Annotated in this window: 21 protein-coding genes and 2 pseudogenes; 10 read left to right on the top strand and 13 right to left on the bottom strand. The window is 59.1% G+C overall.

Annotated features, from left to right (window positions below; genetic code table 11):
* Positions 1–41 precede the first annotated feature (41 nt).
* Entirely contained in the window at positions 42–2,021 is a 1,980-nt protein-coding gene (locus tag ACZK2G_RS00235; RefSeq protein ID WP_100441040.1) for a BCCT family transporter, read from the bottom strand.
* 51 nt (positions 2,022–2,072) lie between these two features.
* Positions 2,073–3,170 (bottom strand): hypothetical protein, encoded by a 1,098-nt coding sequence (locus tag ACZK2G_RS00230; RefSeq protein WP_100441039.1) that lies wholly within the window; start codon positions 3,168–3,170, stop codon positions 2,073–2,075.
* A 298-nt stretch (positions 3,171–3,468) separates the two neighbouring features.
* Between ACZK2G_RS00230 and ACZK2G_RS00225 the strand changes: the two genes are divergently transcribed.
* Complete coding sequence (locus ACZK2G_RS00225) at positions 3,469–3,837, top strand: H-NS histone family protein (RefSeq protein WP_100441038.1); 369 nt, start codon at positions 3,469–3,471, stop codon at positions 3,835–3,837.
* Positions 3,838–4,279: 442 nt separating this feature from the next.
* On the opposite strand, the pseudogene ACZK2G_RS00220 reads toward ACZK2G_RS00225, so the two are convergent.
* The 3 genes and pseudogenes from ACZK2G_RS00220 to arsH form a co-directional block, all read right to left on the bottom strand.
* A pseudogene (locus ACZK2G_RS00220) lies at positions 4,280–4,393 on the bottom strand (chromate transporter); the annotation flags it as partial.
* 153 nt (positions 4,394–4,546) lie between these two features.
* Positions 4,547–4,966: an arsenate reductase (glutaredoxin) gene (gene arsC / locus ACZK2G_RS00215; protein WP_065178723.1), complete on the bottom strand. Its 420-nt coding sequence runs from the start codon at positions 4,964–4,966 to the stop codon at positions 4,547–4,549.
* A complete protein-coding gene (gene arsH / locus ACZK2G_RS00210) occupies positions 4,963–5,703 on the bottom strand; it encodes an arsenical resistance protein ArsH (protein ID WP_065178722.1) in 741 nt (246 codons plus the stop codon). The genes arsC and arsH overlap by 4 nt, the downstream gene beginning before the upstream one ends.
* A 39-nt stretch (positions 5,704–5,742) precedes the next feature.
* On the opposite strand from arsH, the gene ACZK2G_RS00205 reads away from it, so the two are divergent.
* Genes ACZK2G_RS00205 through ACZK2G_RS00190 form a run of 4 tightly spaced genes read left to right on the top strand, consistent with a single transcriptional unit; the run spans position 5,743 to position 8,772 of the window.
* The gene (locus tag ACZK2G_RS00205; protein WP_100441037.1) at positions 5,743–6,057 is read left to right on the top strand and encodes an ArsR/SmtB family transcription factor; all 315 of its coding nucleotides are present in this window, start codon (positions 5,743–5,745) and stop codon (positions 6,055–6,057) included.
* A 25-nt stretch (positions 6,058–6,082) separates the two neighbouring features.
* On the top strand, positions 6,083–6,574 hold the full coding sequence (locus ACZK2G_RS00200) for an arsenate reductase ArsC (protein ID WP_100441036.1): 492 nt from the start codon (positions 6,083–6,085) through the stop codon (positions 6,572–6,574).
* 20 nt (positions 6,575–6,594) lie between these two features.
* The gene (gene arsB, locus ACZK2G_RS00195) at positions 6,595–7,653 is read left to right on the top strand and encodes an ACR3 family arsenite efflux transporter (RefSeq protein WP_100441035.1); all 1,059 of its coding nucleotides are present in this window, start codon (positions 6,595–6,597) and stop codon (positions 7,651–7,653) included.
* Positions 7,654–7,686: 33 nt separating this feature from the next.
* Positions 7,687–8,772, top strand: coding sequence for an ArsO family NAD(P)H-dependent flavin-containing monooxygenase (locus tag ACZK2G_RS00190; protein ID WP_100441034.1), 1,086 nt, complete (start codon positions 7,687–7,689; stop codon positions 8,770–8,772).
* Here the strand turns inward: ACZK2G_RS00190 and ACZK2G_RS00185 are convergent.
* From ACZK2G_RS00185 to ACZK2G_RS00175, 3 genes are all read right to left on the bottom strand, one after another.
* Complete coding sequence (locus ACZK2G_RS00185) at positions 8,733–9,266, bottom strand: arsenate reductase ArsC (protein WP_072167338.1); 534 nt, start codon at positions 9,264–9,266, stop codon at positions 8,733–8,735. The genes ACZK2G_RS00190 and ACZK2G_RS00185 overlap by 40 nt on opposite strands.
* A gap of 111 nt (positions 9,267–9,377) precedes the next feature.
* A complete protein-coding gene (locus ACZK2G_RS00180) occupies positions 9,378–10,856 on the bottom strand; it encodes a SulP family inorganic anion transporter (RefSeq protein ID WP_100441033.1) in 1,479 nt (492 codons plus the stop codon).
* A gap of 697 nt (positions 10,857–11,553) precedes the next feature.
* Entirely contained in the window at positions 11,554–11,997 is a 444-nt protein-coding gene (locus ACZK2G_RS00175; RefSeq protein ID WP_157804514.1) for a hypothetical protein, read from the bottom strand.
* Positions 11,998–12,553: 556 nt separating this feature from the next.
* On the opposite strand from ACZK2G_RS00175, the gene ACZK2G_RS00170 reads away from it, so the two are divergent.
* Both ACZK2G_RS00170 and ACZK2G_RS00165 read left to right on the top strand, forming a co-directional pair.
* Positions 12,554–12,763, top strand: a complete 210-nt coding sequence (locus tag ACZK2G_RS00170; RefSeq protein WP_100441031.1) for a YegP family protein — start codon at positions 12,554–12,556, stop codon at positions 12,761–12,763.
* Positions 12,764–13,034: 271 nt separating this feature from the next.
* Positions 13,035–13,202: pseudogene (locus ACZK2G_RS00165) on the top strand (transposase); the annotation flags it as partial.
* 378 nt (positions 13,203–13,580) lie between these two features.
* Here ACZK2G_RS00165 and ACZK2G_RS00160 read toward each other — a convergent pair.
* Together ACZK2G_RS00160 and ACZK2G_RS00155 are read right to left on the bottom strand one after the other, a co-directional pair.
* The gene (locus ACZK2G_RS00160; RefSeq protein ID WP_100441029.1) at positions 13,581–15,761 is read right to left on the bottom strand and encodes an anti-phage 6A-MBL system cap2_3 protein; all 2,181 of its coding nucleotides are present in this window, start codon (positions 15,759–15,761) and stop codon (positions 13,581–13,583) included.
* 68 nt (positions 15,762–15,829) lie between these two features.
* A complete protein-coding gene (locus ACZK2G_RS00155) occupies positions 15,830–17,005 on the bottom strand; it encodes an anti-phage 6A-MBL system MBL-fold protein (protein WP_180895277.1) in 1,176 nt (391 codons plus the stop codon).
* 107 nt (positions 17,006–17,112) lie between these two features.
* Between ACZK2G_RS00155 and ACZK2G_RS00150 the strand changes: the two genes are divergently transcribed.
* Positions 17,113–18,015 (top strand): helix-turn-helix transcriptional regulator, encoded by a 903-nt coding sequence (locus ACZK2G_RS00150; protein ID WP_100441028.1) that lies wholly within the window; start codon positions 17,113–17,115, stop codon positions 18,013–18,015.
* Between the two features lie 11 nt (positions 18,016–18,026).
* Here the strand turns inward: ACZK2G_RS00150 and ACZK2G_RS00145 are convergent, their stop codons facing one another.
* Positions 18,027–18,608: a hypothetical protein gene (locus ACZK2G_RS00145; RefSeq protein ID WP_279942070.1), complete on the bottom strand. Its 582-nt coding sequence runs from the start codon at positions 18,606–18,608 to the stop codon at positions 18,027–18,029.
* Between the two features lie 398 nt (positions 18,609–19,006).
* Between ACZK2G_RS00145 and ACZK2G_RS00140 the strand changes: the two genes are divergently transcribed.
* Both ACZK2G_RS00140 and ACZK2G_RS00135 read left to right on the top strand, forming a co-directional pair.
* On the top strand, positions 19,007–20,347 hold the full coding sequence (locus ACZK2G_RS00140; RefSeq protein ID WP_199849313.1) for an AAA family ATPase: 1,341 nt from the start codon (positions 19,007–19,009) through the stop codon (positions 20,345–20,347).
* Positions 20,344–20,925, top strand: a complete 582-nt coding sequence (locus tag ACZK2G_RS00135; protein ID WP_100441013.1) for an HNH endonuclease — start codon at positions 20,344–20,346, stop codon at positions 20,923–20,925. The genes ACZK2G_RS00140 and ACZK2G_RS00135 overlap by 4 nt, the downstream gene beginning before the upstream one ends.
* Before the next feature lie 252 nt (positions 20,926–21,177).
* Here ACZK2G_RS00135 and ACZK2G_RS00130 read toward each other — a convergent pair whose 3' ends face one another.
* Together ACZK2G_RS00130 and ACZK2G_RS00125 are read right to left on the bottom strand one after the other, a co-directional pair.
* Entirely contained in the window at positions 21,178–21,747 is a 570-nt protein-coding gene (locus ACZK2G_RS00130; RefSeq protein WP_100441012.1) for a cyclin-dependent kinase inhibitor 3 family protein, read from the bottom strand.
* A 15-nt stretch (positions 21,748–21,762) separates the two neighbouring features.
* Positions 21,763–21,978 carry an SDR family NAD(P)-dependent oxidoreductase gene (locus tag ACZK2G_RS00125; RefSeq protein ID WP_100441011.1) on the bottom strand — a complete coding sequence of 72 codons (216 nt, stop codon included), beginning with the start codon at positions 21,976–21,978 and terminating at the stop codon, positions 21,763–21,765.
* Positions 21,979–22,005: the final 27 nt, after the last annotated feature.

Here is a 22,005-nt window from a genome sequence, read left to right as displayed (position 1 = left end):
AGGCAGATGCCGCTACTCCGGGCGGCATCTGTGTGCAGATTCTACGAGCGCACCTTGTCCAGGAACTGACGGTGGCGCTCGTATTGATCGAGCACATCGTGGATGAGTTGAACCTTGGTCCATCCCATGACGTCGTAGTCCTGCCCGCCCTCCCGCAGATAGACCTCCGCACGGTAATGACGGGTACCCTCGCTGACCGGCCGACGAGGATCCTGCAGGGCGAACGTCGGCGGCTCATAGGGCTGGGGCCGTACCGAGTAGAAGAAGTCCATCTCCTCGCCATGGCCAACCTGCAGCCACGCACGACCATCCTCCCCCTTGGAGACTTGGACCGGCAGATCCTGCTTGCGCAGCTCAGCCGCAACCTCTTCCAATGCCGGGATGACACGCTGCTCGATGAAGCCGGTCACCTCGATCTTCAACGGATTGTGCGCCAGCAGGCGCAGGCGCGCCCGCCAATCCTCGCTGGTACCCGGCAAGATACGTGCCTCGCGCAGGATCGAGCGCTTGGTTGCATCCAGATGCATGGCCTTCAGCAGTCCCCAGCACATCAGGATCATGACGATCGTAAATGGCAACGCACTGGCAATGGTGGCCGCCTGCAATGATTCCAAGCCGCCGGCCACCAGCAGGGCAATCGCAAGGCCGCCGACCAGCAGCGCCCAGAAGATCCGCTGCCAGACCGGCGATTCCTCCTCACCCTTCGAGGTAAGCATGTCGATTACCAGGGCACCGGAGTCCGCTGAGGTTACGAAGAACAGCGCAACCAGGATGACCGCCAGCGAAGAGGTCAGCATGGTCAGCGGCAGGTGCTCCAGGAACTCGAAGAGCGCCATCGAGCTGTCGGTTGAGACCGCCTGCACCAACTGCTGGATGCCCTCCGTCCGCACCATGTGCAACGCGGTGTTGCCGTAGATGGTCATCCACAGGAATGTGAAGCCAAGCGGTACGAGCAGCACCCCTACCACGAACTCACGGACGGTGCGTCCACGTGAGATGCGCGCGATGAACATGCCAACGAAGGGCGACCACGCAATCCACCAGCCCCAGTAGAACAGCGTCCAGCCACCCAGCCAACCCGTGGGTTCGTAGGCATAAAGGTTGAAGGTCATCGAGAACAGTTGGGAAACGTACATGCCGGTGTTCTGCACCAGCGCCTGCATCAGGTGAACGGTGGGTCCACAGACCAGCACGAAGGCCAGCAGCGCCGCCGCCAGGATCATGTTGAGCTCGGACAACCTGCGTACGCCGCTGTCCAGGCCAGCCACGACCGATCCGGTGGCCACCAGTGTGATGACGGTGATCAAGCCAACCTGGGCGAGCGTACTGACCTCCAGGCCGAACAGGTAGTTCAGGCCGGCGTTGATCTGCATGACGCCCAGTCCCAGCGAGGTGGCCAGGCCGAAGATGGTACCCAGTGCGGCAAACGTGTCTACGGCATGTCCCAACGGGCCGTGGATACGGTCGCCGATGAGCGGATACAGCGCGGAGCGGACACGCAGCGGGAGATTGTGTCGGTACGCAAAGTACGCCAGCGACAGCGCTACCACCGCGTAGATCGCCCATGCGTGGATGCCCCAGTGGAAGAAGGTGATGCGCATTGCCTGGCGGGCAGCGGCGGCGGACTCAGGCGAACCAACCGGCGGCGTGGCGTAGTGCATGATGGGCTCGGCAACGCCGAAGAACATCAGACCGATGCCCATGCCCGCAGCGAACAACATTGCGAACCAGGAGCCGTAGCTGTAGTCCGGCGTACTGTGGTCAGGGCCGAGCTTGATGCGGCCGTAACTGCTGATGGCGACGCCGACGACGAAGACCAGGAAGCCGGCTACTGCAAGGATGGTGAACCAACCTGCATCATTGGCGGCCCATGACTTGGCCGCGGTGAACCACCGCGTGGCCATTTCGGGCGCGAAGGCGGCAAGCGCCAGCAGCGCGATGACGATGGCTGCCGTGGGAATGAACACCTGCGAAAGGATCCGCTGGCGAACGGGGGGATGTTGCGGAGCCGTGCTCTGCATGGATACCTCCGTGTTATTGGGTGGAAAAATCTGCGGCTTGCGCGAGGCCGATCAGAAGTAGAAGCCGATATTGAGGTTCAGCCGCGAATGCCAGCTGGAAAGGCCTCCTTCGTCGATGCCGATACCATCACCACCGGCAAACCACATGTTGCGGCCAGCGATCCAGTCGACATAGGTGAGCATGATGCCTTTCTGCAGGCTGCAACCGGTCACGTTCTGCCACGAATCACGAAGGCCCGCGCGGTGCCCGACCGGGCGGGTCATGCTGAGGTTGTTATAGCAGGTGATGTCATCCAGCCAGCCCTTCTGGCCGAACGAATAGGCGATGTTGGCGCTTGGCACATCCGCCTGCGCTGCAACCTGGAAGGGGGATTGGAACGCCGACATTGCGATGCGATCTCCGGGCACGTCATACCGGTACCGCGCCCACTGCAACTGCGCGGTCCAACCATCGCGCTGCCACTGTGCGTGGAGGGCCGCGCCCTGATGACCGTATTGACGCCGTGTCTGAGTGTTCTGCACTTTGCCAGCAAACGCTGATGCGCCCAGCAACAGTTCGCCGCCGCCCCAGTCGTGCGCGCTCTCCACGCGTGCATGCAGTCGTTGCCGCTCGCGATACGGCAATGCCTCGGTCTGCGCGACATCAAAGGAGTAGCGATCGTAGCGAGCCCCGGACCCGTATTCGTCTCCGGAGAACCAGCCAAGATGCCAAGTTGTGCTGCCGCTGCGGTGAATCACCACAAGGCCCGGATCGTAATCATCCTCGATGCCCAGGTAGTAGCCGGAGCCGAACCAGAAACTCTGCGAAACGGTGGGGAGCAGCCCGAACGGGACTTGCTGGATACCTGCCTTGAGCTGGGTAGCATCGGAGAACTGCCAGCCCGCGTAGGCGTGATGCACGGCGTCGAAGCCATCGTACCAGCGGTATTGGGCAGAGAAGGAAAACGGTCCGGTTCCAGCGTCAAGGTCTGCACGCAGCAGTTCAAGCTGCAGGCGGCTGGACGGCCCGTAGTCGAGCCAGCCATAGTTGAACCTGACGGCGCCTCCTGGATCAAAGTAAGGATCTCTATGTAGGTTATCCTCAGAAGCATCTGCAGCCAGCGAAGTTCCCGCCAACGCGGCAGCGACAATGAAGGGAATTGATCTCACGGTTATGCGCCTTGCCTCCCTGATCTGCTACGGAAAGCGCTTGAGTCTAACGTCGATTCATCCAATGCCTCAAACTGGCGATCTCAAAGAACTCTTGGCGACGCCACAGCAATCACTCACGGCGCGTCTTTAGTCCTCAGGTCCATATGCCACGTGAAAATCATGTGTAGTGAGAGAGTAGCTAACACGATCCACTTTTTAGTAGTCGATCCTGAGATTGAGCGACTCATAGTGGACATGGAGTGACACGCAATGTCATTTGAGAATAGGCTAGGGCCTCGACATCGGGGAAGAATTCATGACTATTGATATCAGCGGCCTTTCTGCCAAGGAACTTCGCTCACTGATTGCTCAGGCGGAGAAGCAGCAGTCCAAGGTGCTGTCACGCCCTAAGGCCACAGCGATGCGCGCCAAGATCAACAAGTACGTCAAGGATCATGGATACACGATAGAGGAACTCTACGGCGCTTCAGTGATCGTGCCCTCCGAAACCGCCAAGAAGCGAGGTGATCGGAGGCCTGCCAAATCGACAGGGTCCAAGATCGCTCCCAAGTACCGCAATCCTGCAGTGCGCGGCCAGACGTGGTCCGGTCGAGGGCGGCAACCGCGATGGATAGCCGAGCTGGTAGCAAGTGGAAAATCACTGAATGACTTCCTGATCAAGTAGTGATAGCGAGGTAGCCGCACACCGGTACCGCAGCAAGTCCTGAGAATCATTAGTCATCAGATCGAACAGGATGCTGGTGCGCGGAATGCCCTTCCAGGTAGGCGATCAAAGATTTCAGCTAGTCGCAGTTGATGTGACAGCGGGCGAACAGCAGGCGCTCCCCCTTGCCTTTGGAGAGTGGGCTCAGGCAGCAATGATTGCAGTATCCACTTCTGGCCGACAGCTGCCCTCCGATCTGGCAGGATCCGCTTCCTAGCGGGGATTCGACGCTGCCCGGTCTCGCCGCGCTCGCAGATCCGGGTCATCATCGAACATTCCAACCGCATGGCGGCGCGCGTAGCCGAACTGGTGCAGCGCCAACGCGACCTGACCCATGCGATTTACCTGCCCAGGCGGCCAGCAGGCCAAGCCAGCCGGCGCGGGCCAAGCCCAGCAACACCCCAACCTGGCTGCTGGCTGGGCCTGGAAGCAACTGGCACAAGGCCACCAGATCCGAGTAGCTACGGTCCGTCAGCCACCGGCGGCGCTCGACAAACTCGAGGCGGAAGTAGCTCAGATGGGCAATCGGGCCACCGAACGAGGTCAGTCCCAGTCATAGGAACACCAGAAAGTCACGCCACGCACTTTCGCTTTTTGCGGGATGGAGCGTCGGCATGGGGCAGGATCTCCTGTTGTTCTCAAAGGCGGCCAGCCCGGCCCAGCACCCAGATTAGGTCGCCGGGCCTCCCCTGTGCTCGGCCACCAACTCTCCATCTTCCTTCCGGAATGGTCCGGGAAGCTTCGGCAGGATATCCAGCACCAGTTCGGAAGGCCGGCACAGGCGCGTGCCATTATCGGTTTGCACGAAAGGACGATTGATGAGTATTGGGTGCGCCAGCATGGCATCAAGCAACGCGTCGTCGCTCAGTGCCGCATCGCCCAGTGCTAGCTCGTCATAAGGAGTGCCCTTCTGCCGGATGGCGTCGCGCACGCTCAAGCCCGCGGCCCTAATGAGGTCGACCAGGCGCGCGCGGCTGGGCGGGTGGGCCAGGTAGTCGATCACTTCCGGCTCGATCCCGGCGAAGCGGATCATCGCCAGAGTGTTGCGCGAGGTGCCGCACTTGGGGTTGTGGTAGATGACCGCGTTCACGCACTTTCCTCCTCGTTAAAAACAGTTTCCACCACCCCTGCAGCGGCCGCCAGCGCCGCCGCCTCGATGGCCCCCTTGCGCTCGCTGTAACGGTCCACCAGGTAGTCGCTGCGCCCACGCACCAGCAGGGTGAACTTGACCAGTTCCTCCATGACGTCCACCACGCGATCGTAGTACGCCGAAGGCTTCATTCGACCTTCGTCGTCGAACTCCTGCCAGGCCTTGGCGACCGAGGACTGGTTGGGGATCGTCACCATCCGCATCCACCGGCCGAGCACACGCAGCGCGTTGACGACGTTGAACGACTGCGAACCGCCGCAGACCTGCATCACGGCCAGCGTGCGGCCTTGGGTGGGGCGCACGCTGCCCTCTTCCAGTGGCAGCCAGTCGATCTGGTTCTTGAATACCGCGGTAAGGGTGCCATGGCGTTCCGGGCTGACCCACACGTGGCCCTCCGACCACAGCGAGGCCTGGCGCAGCTCCTGCACCTTTGGGTGGGTGGCTGGCACCGAGTCAAGCATCGGCAGCTCGTGTGGATCGAACAGGCGGGTTTCCGCCCCGAGCTGTTCCAGCAGCCGCTGCGCCTCCAGCGCCAGCTTGCGGCTGAACGACTGAGGCCGCAGCGAGCCGTACAGGATCAGGATGCGCGGGCGGTGCGGCTGCGCGGCCGGGTCGTTGAGCTTGGTGGCCGTCGGAATGTCCAAGGCACCTGGGACCAAGTTGGGGATCTGCTGCACGGGGTTGTCCTACGGAATCGATTCTATTATTCTAGAATCATGGAACATAAAACTGCAACCCACGCTCTTGCTGCCTTGGGCCACGCCACCCGCCTGTCGATCTTCCGCCTGCTTGTACAGGCCGGCAGCGGCGGCAAGCTGGCCGGTGACATTGCCCAGACGCTCTGCTTGCCTGGCGCCACGCTCTCCTTCCACCTGAAGGAACTGTTGGCTGCGGGCCTGATCAGCGCCGAGCAACGTGGTCGGACGATCTGCTACCGGGCCGAGTTCGAGGCGATGACCGCATTGGTGGCCTATCTCACGGAGAACTGTTGTGCCGACGAACAGGCCTGCGAACGACCCGTTGGCTGCTGACCAACCCACCTTAGAGATCGCTCAGATGACCCGTCGCGTCCTGTTCTTGTGTACCGGTAATTCCGCTCGCAGCGTGTTGGCCGAATCGACCCTGAAGAAGTGGGGCCAAGGCCGCTACGAGTCCTTCAGCGCCGGCAGCCAGCCGGCCGGCCGTGTCAACCCGTTTGCCATTGCTCAGTTGAAGCGCGAGGGTTTCCCGGTGGACGGCCTTCGCAGCAAGTCGTGGGACGAGTTCGCCGAAGCGGATGCCGCGCCGATGGATCTGATCGTCACCGTCTGCGACAGCGCGGCGGTCGAGGCATGCCCGGTAGTGTTCGGCGACTTTGTACGGGTGCACTGGGGCCTGTTCGATCCGGCCGGCGTTGAAGGCTCGGACGGAGAGAAAGCCGAAGCCTTCGATCGCGCGCACCAGATCATCAAGGCGCGCCTGAGGGCCTTCCTGGAGATCTCCGACAGCGTCTGGGATGACAGCGAGGCCCTCAAGGCCCGGCTCGACCCGATCGCACAGATCAACTGACCGTCCTTCCGGAAATCCCCATGACCACTGATACCTCCCGCCTGTCCTTCCTGGACCGGTATCTCACGCTCTGGATCTTCGCCGCCATGGCGCTCGGCGTCGGCATGGGGGCGTTGTTCGAGGGTGTGCCCAGCGCGTTGAACAGCCTCTCCATAGGGTCGACCAACATCCCGATCGCGATTGGTCTGATCCTGATGATGTATCCGCCGCTGGCCAAGGTGAAGTACGAGGAACTGCCGCGGGTCTTCGCCGACAAACGGGTACTGATGCTCTCGCTGCTGCAGAACTGGATCGTCGGTCCGTTCCTGATGTTCGGCCTGGCCGTGCTGTTCCTGCGCGATTACCCCGAGTACATGACCGGCCTGATCCTGATCGGGCTGGCACGCTGCATCGCCATGGTGCTGGTCTGGAATCAGCTTGCCCGCGGTGACGGCCAGTACGTCGCTGGGCTGGTGGCATTCAACTCGATCTTCCAGATTGCGCTGTTCAGCGTCTACGCGTGGTTCTTCCTGTCCTGGTTGCCGCCGGTGTTCGGTCTGCAGGGCAGCGTCATCGATGTCAGTTTCTGGACCATCGCCGAGGCTGTTCTGATCTACCTTGGTATCCCGTTCCTGGCGGGCTTCCTCACCCGCCGATGGTTGAAGGCGCGCAAGGGCGTGCAATGGTATGAAGAGACGTTCCTGCCCGCCATCAGCCCGGTAACCCTCGCCGCACTGCTGTTTACCATCGTGGCGATGTTCAGCCTGAAGGGAGGCGATGTGCTGAGGATTCCGATGGACGCGGTACGCATCGCGATCCCGCTGACGTTGTACTTCATCATCCAGTTCGTCATCAGTTTCTTCATGGGCAACCTGATCGCCAAAGACTACCCCCGCACCACCGCGATCGCGTTCACCGCAGCAGGCAACAACTTCGAACTGGCCATCGCCGTGGCGATCGCGGCGTTCGGGCTGGCTTCCCCGGTAGCCTTCGCGGCTGTTATCGGCCCGCTGGTGGAAGTGCCCGTGCTGATTCTGCTGGTCCACGTCGCCCTGCGCCTGGGCAAAAGCTACTTTCCTGCCGATGCACGGAGCCGCTGAACCGCCTAGGTGCTGCAGCATGAGGAAGTCCCGATGGACAGCGTCGATGTCGTGGTGATCGGAGGTGGCCAGGCGGGTCTTTCGGCTGGCTACTTCCTGCGTCGCAGCGGGCTGTCCTATGTGATTCTTGATGCCGAAACGTCACCTGGCGGGGCGTGGCAGCATGCGTGGAAATCCCTGCATCTGTTCTCGCCGGCGGGCTGGAGCTCGATTCCCGGTTGGCCGATGCCTGCTACCCGGGAACCGTGCCCGTCGCAGGCGGAAGTGCTCGACTACCTCGCGCGCTACGAGCATAAGTATGCGCTGCCTGTCATCCGTCCCGTGCAGGTAAAACGCATCAGCCGCTCGGGGAGCCGGCTGCGGGTGGAAGCAGATGACGGCCGGCAGTGGCAGACACATGCAGTGATCAGCGCCACGGGTACGTGGCGGCATCCCTGCACGCCCGGATATGAAGGTCTGAACGCTTTCGGCGGCGTGCAGCTGCACTCGGCCCACTACAGCCATCCCGAACCCTTCGCCGGAATGCGCGTGGCCATCATCGGCAGCGGCAACTCAGGCGCACAGATTCTGGCCGAGGTCTCCAAGGTGGCCAAGACCACGTGGATCACCCAGCGGGTGCCAGCCTTCCTGGCCGACGATGTCGACGGGCGCATTCTGTTCGCACGCGCAACCGAGAAGTGGAGGGCTCAGCAGGAAGGACGCGAGCCGGATATTCAGCGGGATGGTTTTGGCGACATCGTGATGGTGCCGCCGGTGGTGGACGCACGGCGCCGCGGCGTACTGGTCTCCATGCCGCCACCCGTCCGTTTCACCGCCACCGGCATGCAGTGGGCAGATGGCAGCGAACGCAACTTCGACGCGGTGATATGGTGCACCGGCTTCCGGCCGGTATTGTCGCACCTGGAAGGACTGGGCATTGTCAACGCTCGTGGTCGGATCGACGTGGATGACACCCAGGTTCGGTCGGTCGCAGCGCCATCGATTTGGCTGCTTGGCTATGGCGACTGGAATGGCGCAGCATCGGCCACGCTGATCGGGGTGACCCGATACGCGCGCGAGGCAGTTAGGCAGATCAGCGACTACATCGGGGAGGCTTCTCCGGTGTTATCTGGCGCGTGAGCCTCGGCGCCATTGCCCAGCGCCCGCACCTGCGATTGCAGGGCCATGCGGTCCAGCGCTTCAGGCTTAAGCGCCAACAGCAATCCGAGACGGTGCTGGAGCTGGTGAAGCGTGCTCAGGAACGCCTTATGGACCTGATCAGCACTGCCCTGCACTGCGGCCGGGTCGGGGATGCCCCAGTGGGCGGTAGCCGGGTGGCCTGGCCACACGGGACACGCTTCACCCGCGGCACGATCGCACACCGTTACGATGAGATCCATCTGCGGTGCTTCCGGACCTGCGAATGCATCCCACGGCTTGCTCGACAGCCCGGCAACGTCGAAGCCAATCTCCGAGAGCACCTGCAGGGCCACCGGATGAACTACGCCCTTGGGATGACTGCCCGCACTGTAAGCGCGGATACGTTCACGCCCTAAATGGCTGGCCAGTGCTTCGGCAAGAATGCTGCGCGCCGAGTTGCCTGTGCAAAGGAACAGAACATTCAGGGGACGCATGTCATCGCAACCATTTATCTAGAATAATCGAAGTATTGCCTTGCCATATGTCAACTCGATGACTGCCGAAAAGGAAGCGGGCACCCCTCGGTGCCCGCTTCGCTCATCTGTTCAATGACCCGACGACCGTGTGGCGCCTGGCGTACGATGCTTTCCCAAGCGGTCTACCAAGGTCTCACTTGCATCGTTGAGACCGAACACCTCAACGGTCGCGCCGTGCTCGCGCAGCTTCATCACTACCCGGTCGAGCGCATCAACGGCGGTCAGGTCCCAGAAGTGGGCGTCCTTCAGATCGATGATGACCTCCTTGGGGACATCCAGATAGTTGAAGCTACTCACGAACTGTCCGGCAGACGCAAAGAACACCTGCCCCTTCACAACGTAGACGCGCGAGTCGGTCTCGACCTGGGTGTCGTCGATGATCAGCATCTTGCCGACCTTGCGGGTGAAGAACACCGCCGACAGGATCACGCCTGTCAACACGCCTTTGGCGAGGTCGTGGGTAGCCACGGTCACGATGACCGTGCCAATCATCACGACCGAAGAGCTCTTGGGATGAATGGCCAGCTCGCGCAGCGAGCGCCAGCTGAAGGTGCCGATGCTGACCATGATCATCACCGCGACCAGTGCGGCCATTGGAATCTGACTCACCAGGTTTGACCCATAAACAACCAGAAGGAGCAAAACCACGCCGGCCACAAGGCACGAGAGACGGCCCCGGCCACCGGAAGTGATGTTGATCACCGACTGGCCGATCATTGCACAGCCTGCCATGCCCCCAAAGAAGCCCGTTACGGTGTTAGCCAAGCCTTGGCCAGCACATTCGCGATTCTTCTGGCTCGGGGTATCGGTCATGTCTTCGACGATCTGCGCGGTCATCAGCGATTCCAACAAGCCAACGACCGCCAAAGTCGCCGAAACCGGCAGCAGGATCTGGAGTGTTTCCCAGGTGAATGGCACATCCGGAATCAGGAACGACGGCAGGCTGTCAGGCAGCGCCCCCATGTCGCCTACGGTCCGTACCTGGAAGCCGAAATACATGGAAGCGGCCGTGAGAACCACGATCGCCACCAATGCCGAAGGAACGGCTTTGGTCAGCAGCGGCAGCAGGTAGATGATTGCCAGACCCACAGCACAGATCGCATACACCATCCACGGCATGCCGATGAGCTCGGGAAGCTGCGCCATGAAAATGAGAATCGCCAGTGCATTCACAAATCCGGTCACCACCGAGCGCGACACAAAGCGCATCAGCGAGCCCAACCGCAGGGCGCCGGCCAGCATCTGCAGGACGCCGGCCAGGATGGTGGCGGCAAACAGATACTGAATGCCGTGCTCGCGCACCAGCGTGACCATCACCAACGCCATGGCGCCGGTCGCAGCCGAGATCATGCCAGGGCGGCCACCGGCGATGGCGGTGATGACGGCGATGCAGAACGAGGCATACAAACCTACCTTTGGGTCGACGCCGGCGATGATGGAAAACGCGATTGCCTCAGGAATCAGGGCTAGCGCAACGACAATGCCCGACAGCAGGTCACCACGGATGTTACCGAGCCATTGCTGGCGCAGGGGATAAATTGCAGGCATAGAAAATGATCTCCGCGCACAGCAGTGCGCGCCAAACGAAAGAAACAGGCACCCTTCCAGACCTAAGTGTCTGGGTCGCTTCTTCAATCAAGCGTCAGGGTGGAGTCATCGCTAGCCGATCCGTTGGGTATTTGACGGTATATTGTAGACTGGCATAGCGCCTGAGGGGAAATCCGGCCGGCATCGCGGTCGCCTCGGTGCACTCTCAAGGGTAGCTTCCCAGATCCCAAGATCATTTCGCAGGCGAAGTCGACAAGCTGGTAGGCAGTTGATCAGATTGAATTGAGCTCTGACCGAATCGCCAAAGAAGAGGTGGACATTCGCCGCGGGGCCTGTGTCCGCTATCGGCCAAAAGCGGACATTCAGATTGGAAGTTGCTGTCTACAGCCATTGGGGCGAATCACCTGCCCGCCGACAACTCACCATTCTGCCATAGGCGAAAGCTGACGCCGCCCGGAACCGAGTTGCGCGCGCTCCTGAAGGCAGCTTTGGTGGTCCTCCCGTCAACTAGCATCCAAGTGAGCATGGTTTGGCAAAACTGAGAGGCTGTCGCGCCATGAACCGAGTGGAACGGCGCTGCAAAGGTTTTACAGATGGTGAACCGCGAAAAGGTCTTTCCGAAATCTGCATAACCTGTTTTGCAACAGAGAGAGATAAATGATTTTGGCTTGGCACCACGATCCTTTAGGGCATCATCTTATGTTGGAAGATTGACGTCACCATCCACGCCAAAGCCAATACAGTCCCTGTTTCCATGCCCGATGAGGATAACGTGCGTGTAAGCTCTATGGTTCTTGATCCAGAACGCTTTCAACTCAGCAACGCTTCGGACTTTCACCGCGATAACCTGGTCGTCTGGAACGAGCAGGCGGCAAAACTGAAGCACTGACTTCGCGAGTGGGTCAAGTAACGCGGCCTCGCTAACGAAGTCGCCGATATTGATGATGAGAATGCCCACATCCGAGTGGAGCCGGCCTACTCCAATGGGCCCTGAAACAGCACCACGTGGTACCTCTACAGTTGCAGACCTAGCGTTGATGGATGAAATCTTTGTCCTGTAAAGCGCGGTGTCCTGATCCTCAAGGTCGGGCACAAGAAGGCACGGAACGTATACCCGATCTCCGACCGCAAAAGCTGGCATGTTTTTCCCCTGAATGGGCCAACCAGGAATGGACCGCTTAGAGCGGCATTGCGCGAAGTGTCGCCAATCCGGTTTCAACTTGGAATAGGAAAAATCCTACACCCATTCAACAGGCTGGTCCCCGGAAAAGCAGCCGTGCTGGGCAAGTTCTGGCGGCCCAATCCGGCGTCGATGCTACTTTTGGTGCTTTTGTGTCGTATCACACCGACGTTACGGCACGCCCTAACCCTCTCCGTGATACCACACGCTCATGCTCCCACCAAACCCGAGATCGATCGCGTATGCGAGGATCCAGAAAAGGGCCCTATGCGCGTGGCCGAGCGTCTCCGGCTAGAGGCGGCACACGACTCCGAGCTGATCCGGCCAATTTGACAATCGCTTGCCCGCATCCCAGCCCCTAACCACTTGTTCAGTAGACTCGGCAAACCTAAGATCGAAGACAGGAGACGCAGACTCACTGTCTTCCGACACGAGGATCGCAGTCTGCCTCCAGGGAGGCCGACCAGCCTAACGCCGGTCGGCCATACATTGGCGAACGAAGGGGGATAAATACGCAATGGCAGAGGTTTCTTACTTCTATGTATACAAGGACGTTGCGGGACAGTGGCGATGGCGGTTCACGGCAAAGAATGGAAGAATCATTGCGGTGAGCTCGGAGAGCTACATTAACCTTTCTGACTGCGAGCACTCGGTTATGCTATTGAAGCAGGAGTCTCAGTTCGCACCTGTGATAGGTGACGAGCATTTCGATCGCCTGCGGAAATAGCGCCCCTTTGGGCCGGGGTCGGGTAATACAGAACGATCCCGGCCACTCTAGCGAGAGCCTTGCGTCTCGCTAAGTCCCATTATTCAGCCTGGCGACCGACAGCATTTCCATCGTCCTGCAACGCCTCCACTTAACGCCGAGGTCAAGCACCTCCCGCTGGAGTATTCTGATTTCTGCATCCCTCTGAGCGATTTGCAATCCCGCCGGATTCTGCGGAAATATCGAAGCCATAAACTATGGCTTAGGCAGAGGTGGTCGTGGGCATGAATCGGTGCACCATGAGTTCAAGATCGAGGCGATCCAGCAGATCGTTGAGTACGGCCGCCTGGTAGCGGAGGCCGCTTAGCGGCTGGGCGCATCAATCGACAGTCTTTTCGGCCAGAAGCGGCAGCAAGGCAAAGGCGAGCTTGGCCGGCGCGTGGAGCAGGACCAGAGCGCGGCAGCGCCTCAAGGCTGAGCTATGCACAGCCAGTGGAGCAGCGATCCTGATGTCCGCTTCCGGCCAGAAGCTGCCATTCGACATCTATCAGGACCCGAGCATATCAGCCGTCCAGAGCTGCTTGATCAATCATTACCACCCCGGGGTGATGGCCTTAGACGAAGAGCGGGCTCTCCAGTTCAGATGCCCAGTGCAGACTCCAACTGCTCCCCTGATCACTGATGGGGCGCTGACGGAAGGCCGCCAGCACCAGGTCATATCGGAACTGGAGATGTATCCGCTCACGCCAAGCGGCCACCCCATGTGCGCAGAGGCGAAGCCAGCAAGTCCCGCCTGCGCCATCAAACCGCTCGGCAACTCGTCTGCGTGTTAAGCGAGCTAACTCCCTTTCGCTTGCAGGAAAACGTCGATGCCGTTCTCGCCCGCTATGAGCATCACCGCTGGTAGTCCGTGCGCACCCAGCCTTGTGCAGAGATGTGACAGAAGTTCCTGATCCTGGATGCTTGGAACTGCCTTCACACCCTGGGGATGCGAGTGCCAAGCACCTATCCAAAGCACCATACCGGCTGTTCGACGCTGGGCCTCAGTAATGTCTTCCTGCACGCCGCAGCTACCGCACTGGAAGTCCGCCTCAGTTGACACACTGTCCTTTGGTGCGGAACGGCCGTCCACGAGATGGATTGTGTTGAGCTTGAAATCGACGACGCCCAGAAGGATTCCTCCGGTTTCGAGTGGAAGCGAGTTGGCTCGTTCCCCTAGGAGTTGTTCGCAGAGACCTTCGTCCCAGATAATCTCCCAGTCTCCTACCTTTTTCGAAAAGGTTCGTCTGGCTGCCACCTCAATGTGACGAATGCTGCCGTCGCTCGAAGACTCCCATACATCGATACTTGCACCGGAAAGCATTGACCTATTCCTGATCTGCCCTGCAAGTAATGATGCACTTCGCAACACCTGGTCGTAGCCTAGGACTACAGAGACATCGCGACAGCCCGCCCCACTTCGAAGTGGGCGACCCTTTGCTTCGAGGTGCACTGCTCCCCAATCTTGCTGGATGATCGCCCTGTAGTACTGGGCCTCAAGCGATGCGCCTCTGATTTCCCGCGAGCTGTCCTCAGCAAGAAGCACGCAGCCATCTCCCGACGGCGTCAAGAAGGTTGCCATACCTCGAGGTAGGTCCGCTCCAGACCACGACCTAGTTACCTGGATGGTTGTTGATGCATCGATGAGGAGATCGCCACGCTTCAGGCACGCATGTACCGCCTCTGTATCAAGGTCCGAGGCCCGGTTCTGCAACGCTTTCACATCTGGGTCGGCAAACCCGAGCGTCCGCCGCGCATGGCGTTTGGCTACTTCGACTTTTGGCAACCCAACCTGATCTTGGGTGCCGACATGCCGGACGACGTTGTGCTGAGCTAGAACGTCGGGATCGATGTAGTCCCAGTGACCCCATGCGGAGCGTGACCATATATCGATAAGGGCACTTCCCAGGGCGCCCACTCCTGCAATTACGCCGCGGAACTCACCGTCTTCAATTCCCGACCATCGCTTCGCCTCGTCTCGATCCAGACTGCGGCTGACGTCGATGTGCAGCACTTCGATATCTTGCCAACCCTTCTCTGGCCACCTCGGTCCTTCTCCAAGTATAAGGACTGGCTGGACTGTATCGTTCTCTCCGTACCGGCCAAGTGCCTGTATTTTTAATCCTAGCGCGACCAGGTCACAGTCGATTCTGAAGCCCATCGAGTCGATGCTCACCACTTCACCGTCTCGTAGCCGCGGAAGACGAACGATCAAGATGATTCGCCCCTGACCCGGCTGGATGTTGGCGTTGCAGCATCGCCGGAAAGCCTCTTGAACTGATTTGGCCAGTCCCGGCATCAGCGAGCTTCCCTTAGCTACAAGCAGCTCTTCAAGGCTGCCAAGCGATGACGGCGGCGAGGAGAGTGGCAGGTGCGCGATTGGGGCGGCATCCATGATGAGTATGCGATGCGGCGCCCGTGCCGGAGAAGCAGACGCGACAATGCGCGTGCGATATGTCACTCCGCGTTCCCACTCCCACGCGTCCACAAAAGCGAGCTCCTTGGACGGATCGCTCAAAGCCTCCGCAAAGTCCGGCGGAAGCATTAGGCACTGCCCAAGGCTGTAGAAGACGGGTTCCAAGCCGCGGTCGGCCCCATGAATCGTCCCATCTGCCGTCTTTTCCAGCCAAGCTAGAAGGGTCTCGAGTAGCGCTTCTGGCGTGAACCTATGTTCCGCAAGCTCCCAGTCTCCCTCCATAATGCAGAGCGACGGCGGTCCTTGGTCACCCGTAGAGTACTGATGCAGCGCTCTCGGGAAGCTCTTCCTGAGAGGTCGAGCTTCGAATGGGAATCGGGCACCAGTTCGGTAGAGAAGTGCAATTCGTTCGATGCGGTGAATCCCTGCGTCGTTCCCAGGGGACACGGCGCCATCACCAACATCGGCCACTATGATCTCTGCAACGAATGGGTGTTCAAGCCGTCTCAGCTCCACAACATTGATATCCGCGTGTGCATTGCAGGCCCTGAGGAGGGCCCGCATGCGGCCATCGCGGAATGGATCAGGCTCATCTTTGGGGATGCTGACCCCCCAGTCGAGAAAATCTGAAGTCACTGAGGGCTGCCCGCGCGCGGCGCGGCAGCCAGTGCCGCTACCGTAGAAGAGCCTGCGCCTGCCTTCCTGACTCGGACACCTCCGAATGAAACCTGGAGATCCAGCGGAGCCTGCTCCCAATGGTGCGGATACTCTCCGGTGCACATGAATTTTCCGCCCACAGTAGCCAGGATGCTCTCGTACTCCGTCTTAGCGCGAATACACGGCGGATCATTCTTGTCATCCAGGATCCGCTTTGAGCTAGCCACAATCACCGCACCTGTCTTCGCCTGACCTAGGGCAGCTCGCGCTTCAGGTGACACTTGGGCCTTTTCGCCCTTTTCGGACCAGCTATCCCATGACAGCGAATGCCACGAGCAATGGTGCGGTGCCTGAAGAAGGTCGTACTGCAGCTCTCCACTCTTGCCATACTCAGCCCAGAGAAGCTCCCATACGTAAACTTCCGCATCACCGCCAGACAAGAATTTGCAGCGCGGCCGTCCGGCCTCGACAGAGTCCAAGGCGAAGTTGATGACGATGCTGGAATTGTTCTTCTTCAGCTCCTCAACAATGTCCGGGTCATCGCAGAGGATTGGCGCGAGCAGCGTTGCCTCAAAGTAGGAGCTACTAGCCCCATTGATACGGTTGAAGGTAGTACCAGGCTGGATGACGATCGGGGCGAGATCATCCGTCTTGCCGTCAACGTCCTCACCCATCAGAAGTACGCGCTCGCCGTCCTTGTTCCCTAGACCATGGCGGAACTGCGTTACCCGCCGCTTAGCCTCGCGATTAAAAGCCAATGCGTCGTCGCAGAGAACATGGTCCTTTGAACGACGGCGGAAAACCAACGGAGACGACCAGATTTCCCGGATGACTATCCGCTTGTCGTTGTCCGCCTTGTTGTCATCAGGATAGTTCTCGATTGGGCCCAGGTAGAAGTGACGGGCCAGACCGAGACAATGGTCTTGATCAGGGTGACTCAACATGAAGACGTCGACATAGGGCCGGCCAAATCCATCCCGCTGCAGCCTGCCCCGCAGGTCCGAAGCCACATCACGTACAGAAGTGTCGTCAGCATCGTCCGCCGCCGCGCGGATGTTAACGTCAATAAGGATAGAACTGACCGCAGCATCCGCGAGGCGGATCAGGGTCATGTCACCGCAGTCGACCGGGAAGAACGTGATGTTGCTCATTCGAGTTGCGCCTCATCGTGTTGACCACCCCGTGGCCTTCAGACGCACTATACTACGAAAAACTATGAGGTCATAAAAAGTAGTGGATATTTTTGGAAGATTCTCACATGCCTAACAAATTCAATGACTTAAAGGATGTGTCCGCCCGCAAAGAGCGCTGGGGTCAGGCACGCCGGCTAGAATTCATTGACTCTCGGCTCTTGTGGGCAGGTAAGGTCAATCGTTCTGACCTAGTGGAGTTCTTCAAGATCTCACCCCCTCAGGCGACTCTGGACTTTGCTGAATACGCCGCACGCGCCCCGCTGAATGCGAAGTACGACGCCAAGGAGCGTGCCTATGTGGCGATGCCGACATATGCGCCGATCTTCACCGAAGGATCGAGCGCCCGCTATCTGGCGGAACTGCATGCGATCACTACCGGCTTGCTGAGTCCCGATTTGAGCTTCTTGGGTAACCCGCCGCCTTCAGAGATCGTGAGCTTCCCTAGCCGCCGGGTCGATGTCTCGCTACTACGGGAGACCTTGTCTGCAATTCAGTCCGGCAGAGCTCTGGAGATCACCTACCAGACCATGGCACGTGCTGAGCCAGATGTAAGGTGCGTCTCACCCTTGGCATTGGCCTACGACGGATTCCGATGGCACATCCGAGCCTACTGTCACTTGCGCAACGACTACCGTGACTTCCTCTTTGCGCGAATCTTGCTGGCGAAGCCATCTGGAGACGCTCAAGCCACGATCAGTGGCGACGTACAATGGAACCGCGTGATCGATATTGAGATAGCACCAAACCCTGCTCTCTCGGAGGGCGCGCGGCGAGTGATTGAACTTGACTACGGCATGTCAGAAGGCAAATTGAAGCTGAAGTGCAGACAAGCAATGGGCTATTACTTGTTGGCACGCTTGGGTCTTAAAGAACAAGAGAACGAAGCGGCAAGATCGCAGCAGATTGTCCTTGCAAACCGCACCGAACTAGCTGCCTACCTTCCCTCAATTGTGCGGCCGGATTTCTAGTAAAGGGCCAGTCATGCCGAACCGGGAGCAGCGGAACCTGGCTGCGCGCCCTCTATCGCCAGAACAGTTCGAACCAGACGTACGCCCGCTACGCGCGCGACGACACTTGCGCCAAGGTATTGCAGGCAGAAGATTGCGGCCACGGGGCCTCGTGCGAAGCCGAGATCGAAGAACGTGAGCGCGATGGGGGCCACCACGGTAACCGGGAGTGACACTACTGCCAGATCCCGAAAAGTGAGAAAGCGACGATTGGCATCAAGAACTGCCTCGTCATTGCGATGGTCGCGGTAAATTTTGTACCACAGGCGCTGCTGTTCATCCGGGTCTGACGGAAGAGGACCCCGCCGCGCCGCAACTGCTTCACCGTCTATTCTCGAGTCTTCTCTTAGGTGCCTGGAGAATGCCGAATAGCCAGGCAAGTGATGCTTGGTTCTCCAGAAGACGAGTGCAGCCTTCATGTCTGGCGAGAGAATTGAGGTCATCATGTAGAGCATTGGAGGGGAAAGTACTGTCGTTAGCCCACCTATGATCATCTTCGGGTCGGCAGCACCCCAACGCCAATCGGGAATCAAGACGTAGGTTAGCAGCGCCATATCGAAAGCTATGAAGGCTCCGAGCCATCTCAGCAGTCCTCCTTTTGCAGACACTTCCTTCTCCCCGGTCAACTAGATTGGCAGGCGGTTGATATTTACCTCTCCCGCCAGATTATGCCTTCCCGAAGGCACATTTAGGTAGGGCGCACGAGCTTTTGGGCCTAAGGGCACGGCCCAAGCGTTCGGTGTCAGCCCGGATCTTACCTGTCAGCCTTCCGTGGGGAGATCGGTCAAGGAGCGGCGATGGGTGGCGCTAGCTCTGGGCCAGGAAGGCCCTGCACTTCTCTGCCGAGATCTCCCATCGCCGGAATGGGAGCGTCCTAGGCCGCAGGGACCATGACCTTGGATAGCTAACCAGTATCTGCCAACATTCTTCCTATAGACAGGGAGAGCCTCCAATGGAACGAGTGATCAATATCTACCATGATGGTCAGCTGGTGCGTCTGGTAGACGAGGCTAAAGTCAGCCCAAGGGATAACACATATACAGTTGTTGTGGGAGAGAACGGAGTTGGAAAAAGCCGGCTGTTGTCGGATATTGCGCGGCTTCGGATTAGCGAGTATTACGGCCCAATCGGCACTGGGCAATTTAGTCATCCCCCACATCCTGTGGTCGTTGCGGCTTCAACGAGTCCCTTCGACAAGTTTCCAGCGCCGCCAAGGCGGAGTGCAAAGGCGCAGAAGAACTACCGCTACGTTGGGATGCGTGGAGAGGGCATGTACGGCTCATCATCAGCCGTGTCGCTGCTGTCCTCCGCAGCTCGGGGATTGCTATCGAAGCTGGCTGAGACCCCGCCTAGCTTGAACCTACTAGGTGTCCTGGAATCGCTGAATTTCTCTCCAGTGTTCACCTTTGTACTGAAGCCTCAGTTTGAACGTTCAAGGGTGGACGGTTCATCGAACCGTCATAGCGTCGAAAAGTCATCCTTCAGGTCTGGGCAATTTAGGTACAGCTTCGATCGCCGCGTCGCGTCCATTATTGAGGCCACCGATGGTCTATCGGCAGTCTTGAAAGACCTCGACATTGCTTCTGATTTGATGGATACGCCTGGCGCATTGCGTCTGGAGGTGGACTTTCGCAGCAACGTCGCGACCCTTGGCGGCACTCGGCTAGGGCGTAAGCGCCTTGGGGCATATCTGCGGCTGTTCGACGATAACTTGCTTCGATTGATGGATATTGAGGTAGAGAAGCTTGGACACCCGCCTTTCAGCCTTAAGCGCGCAAGTTCTGGCGAGCAGTGCTTGCTTGTACTCATGCTAGGTATCGCAGGGCACATTCAAGACAACTCTCTGGTTCTGATCGACGAGCCCGAGATTAGTCTCCATCCGGAATGGCAAGAGCGCTTCATGGCCCTCCTGCAGTCTGCTTTTTCGCCTTATAGCGGCTGCCAGTTTGTGATCGCCACGCACTCCCCCCAAATCATCGCGAGGCTGAATGGTCCCGGATCCTTCATCTATCACCTGCGCAAGGGGAAGCTCTATCCTGCGTCGCAGTTCCAGCGCCGCTCTGCAGACTTCCAGCTAGCGGAACTCTTCGACGCGCCTGGCATGATGAATGAGTACATCTCAAGGGTGTGCTTCAACCTGATCGCCCAGGTGCGCGTTGGTCGCCCGCTTACCCGCGAAATGAAGGGGGAGATGGAATGGCTTTTCCAAGTGCGCAACAAGCTTGACCCCAGTGACAAGCTTATCTCGTTGATCGACTCACTCTCAGCGCTTCTCAAGGAGGAGCGGGCATGATTGACGAACCCGTCGTCTTTAGCGCGGATGCGCTCAATAGAATAGATGCCATACGTGCGCACCCCCAGTACGATCACACGAAGTGGTCCGATGCCAGCCTTGAGCCGGTTCGTGTCGATGTGCGAGATCATTACCGACGCGTACAGCGCTTCGTGTGTCCGTATTGCCTGAACCTCCTGTCGGTCAGGTCGGCTGCGGGCTCTACCGTCGAGCACATCGCTCCCAAGGCGACGTACGTAGGGTACATGTTTGAGCCACTCAACCTGTGCGTCTGCTGCCCTGATTGTAATGAGTACAAGAGAAACAGGGAGGTCCATGTCGACCCACCGGTCAAGGGTTATGTGCCGGTGAATTACCCCAGTGATCCTAAAAAGTTTAGGATCGTACATCCGCACTTTGATGAGTACTCAAAGCACATTAGGCGGGCGGGCATCCTGTACATACCATTGAGCGAGAAGGGCAGCTATACCTTCTATGTCTGCCATCTCGGCCGCTATATCAGTGAGTTTGGTGTGACCGACGCGATGTTCAACGACTTGAATGCCGTTATGCAACGTCACAGGTTTCACGAGGGATAGCGCATCCCCTGCGTTACATCAAATTGGGCGATCGGGCTGTCTCGCAAACTCTAGGGACGAAGCTGGATGATTGGCGACGAGCAATCTTGTTCCTATCTGGCTTCCCGCTCCTCAGTATTGAGAGCGCGGGTTGGGCTCAGCTCGGTGCAAGCATGCTTTCAGGGACACATGCCAATCATGTATCGGTACGGTGCCATCTTGGCCAGAATATCCTCCCAAGCGGAGTTGGTGTCGGGTCGCGGTGCATTGCGGCTAGCTCAGGCTTTGGCCTGGGCGACCAGACCAGCTCAGGATGAATTCTTCCTGCTCCATTGTCTCCACCGCGCCGGGCCGCACTGAGCGCACTTTAGCAATTGCATCGATGCCGTCTGAAGCGCAGCCTGTTTCAATGAGGAGCATCGACGCCACTGTGCCGGCCCGACCCAAACCGCCTTTGCAGTGCACCACGATCCTGGTTCCGGACAAGAGCTTGGCCGCGAACTGTGGCCCTAGGGATCGCCATGGCTCAAGCAGTCGCGCATCAGGTACCGCACCATCCGTAATTGGCAGGCCGTGCCACATCAAGCCGTGCGCTCTGGCACGTTCCGCCAAAGAGGTGATTTGCAGCTCCTCGAACTCCCACGGCTCAATCAACGTGATCAGATGCTGTGCTCCCCACGCGACGATCGAAGCTAGATCGACGTCCAGGTCCCGAGCCCAAGACCCAGTCATTGCAACGTCCTGATGCTTTCCTGGTGCAAAGGTGACGCCGATCCCACCGCCGTTCGTACCGACGGGCAAGGTAGCAATCTGCAGTGGATGGGAGATACTTGTCCTGCTCACCTGCTCTCTCCAAAATCAATAGCCCTCAGGGGCGAGAAGCAAATCAGTCACGGTTGAGACGGCGCGTTGCGCAGAGGCTGGATCCGAGAAATCCGCTTCAATGCCTTCAAACACGATGTCTGCACGACGCAGGGCGGTGAAGACGCGAGCACCGTCTACTGAGAACCTTTGTGCGATCGTCAATCCAATGCCAGAGCGGCCGCCAGTAACTAATGCAACCTTTACCTTCATGGACACGGTAAGCGCTTCCCTGTTGTG

It is taken from the genome of Stenotrophomonas sp. 107298_Sma (assembly GCF_056480345.1).
Note: the sequence above shows the minus strand (reverse complement) of the source record. Positions and strands in the feature narration are given on the sequence as shown.

Bases quoted from the DNA above. Each gene is read 5' to 3' on its own strand.
- ACZK2G_RS00235 (WP_100441040.1), bottom strand. From the start codon at position 2,021: ATGCAGAGCACGGCTCCGCAACATCCCCCCGTTCGCCAGCGGATCCTT.
- ACZK2G_RS00225 (WP_100441038.1), top strand. From the start codon at position 3,469: ATGACTATTGATATCAGCGGCCTTTCTGCCAAGGAACTTCGCTCACTG.
- ACZK2G_RS00205 (WP_100441037.1), top strand. From the start codon at position 5,743: ATGGAACATAAAACTGCAACCCACGCTCTTGCTGCCTTGGGCCACGCC.
- ACZK2G_RS00200 (WP_100441036.1), top strand. From the start codon at position 6,083: ATGACCCGTCGCGTCCTGTTCTTGTGTACCGGTAATTCCGCTCGCAGC.
- arsB (WP_100441035.1), top strand. From the start codon at position 6,595: ATGACCACTGATACCTCCCGCCTGTCCTTCCTGGACCGGTATCTCACG.
- ACZK2G_RS00190 (WP_100441034.1), top strand. From the start codon at position 7,687: ATGGACAGCGTCGATGTCGTGGTGATCGGAGGTGGCCAGGCGGGTCTT.
- ACZK2G_RS00185 (WP_072167338.1), bottom strand. From the start codon at position 9,266: ATGCGTCCCCTGAATGTTCTGTTCCTTTGCACAGGCAACTCGGCGCGC.
- ACZK2G_RS00180 (WP_100441033.1), bottom strand. From the start codon at position 10,856: ATGCCTGCAATTTATCCCCTGCGCCAGCAATGGCTCGGTAACATCCGT.
- ACZK2G_RS00175 (WP_157804514.1), bottom strand. From the start codon at position 11,997: ATGCCAGCTTTTGCGGTCGGAGATCGGGTATACGTTCCGTGCCTTCTT.
- ACZK2G_RS00170 (WP_100441031.1), top strand. From the start codon at position 12,554: ATGGCAGAGGTTTCTTACTTCTATGTATACAAGGACGTTGCGGGACAG.
- ACZK2G_RS00160 (WP_100441029.1), bottom strand. From the start codon at position 15,761: ATGCGGGCCCTCCTCAGGGCCTGCAATGCACACGCGGATATCAATGTT.
- ACZK2G_RS00155 (WP_180895277.1), bottom strand. From the start codon at position 17,005: ATGAGCAACATCACGTTCTTCCCGGTCGACTGCGGTGACATGACCCTG.
- ACZK2G_RS00150 (WP_100441028.1), top strand. From the start codon at position 17,113: ATGCCTAACAAATTCAATGACTTAAAGGATGTGTCCGCCCGCAAAGAG.
- ACZK2G_RS00145 (WP_279942070.1), bottom strand. From the start codon at position 18,608: ATGGCGCTGCTAACCTACGTCTTGATTCCCGATTGGCGTTGGGGTGCT.
- ACZK2G_RS00140 (WP_199849313.1), top strand. From the start codon at position 19,007: ATGGAACGAGTGATCAATATCTACCATGATGGTCAGCTGGTGCGTCTG.
- ACZK2G_RS00135 (WP_100441013.1), top strand. From the start codon at position 20,344: ATGATTGACGAACCCGTCGTCTTTAGCGCGGATGCGCTCAATAGAATA.
- ACZK2G_RS00125 (WP_100441011.1), bottom strand. From the start codon at position 21,978: ATGAAGGTAAAGGTTGCATTAGTTACTGGCGGCCGCTCTGGCATTGGA.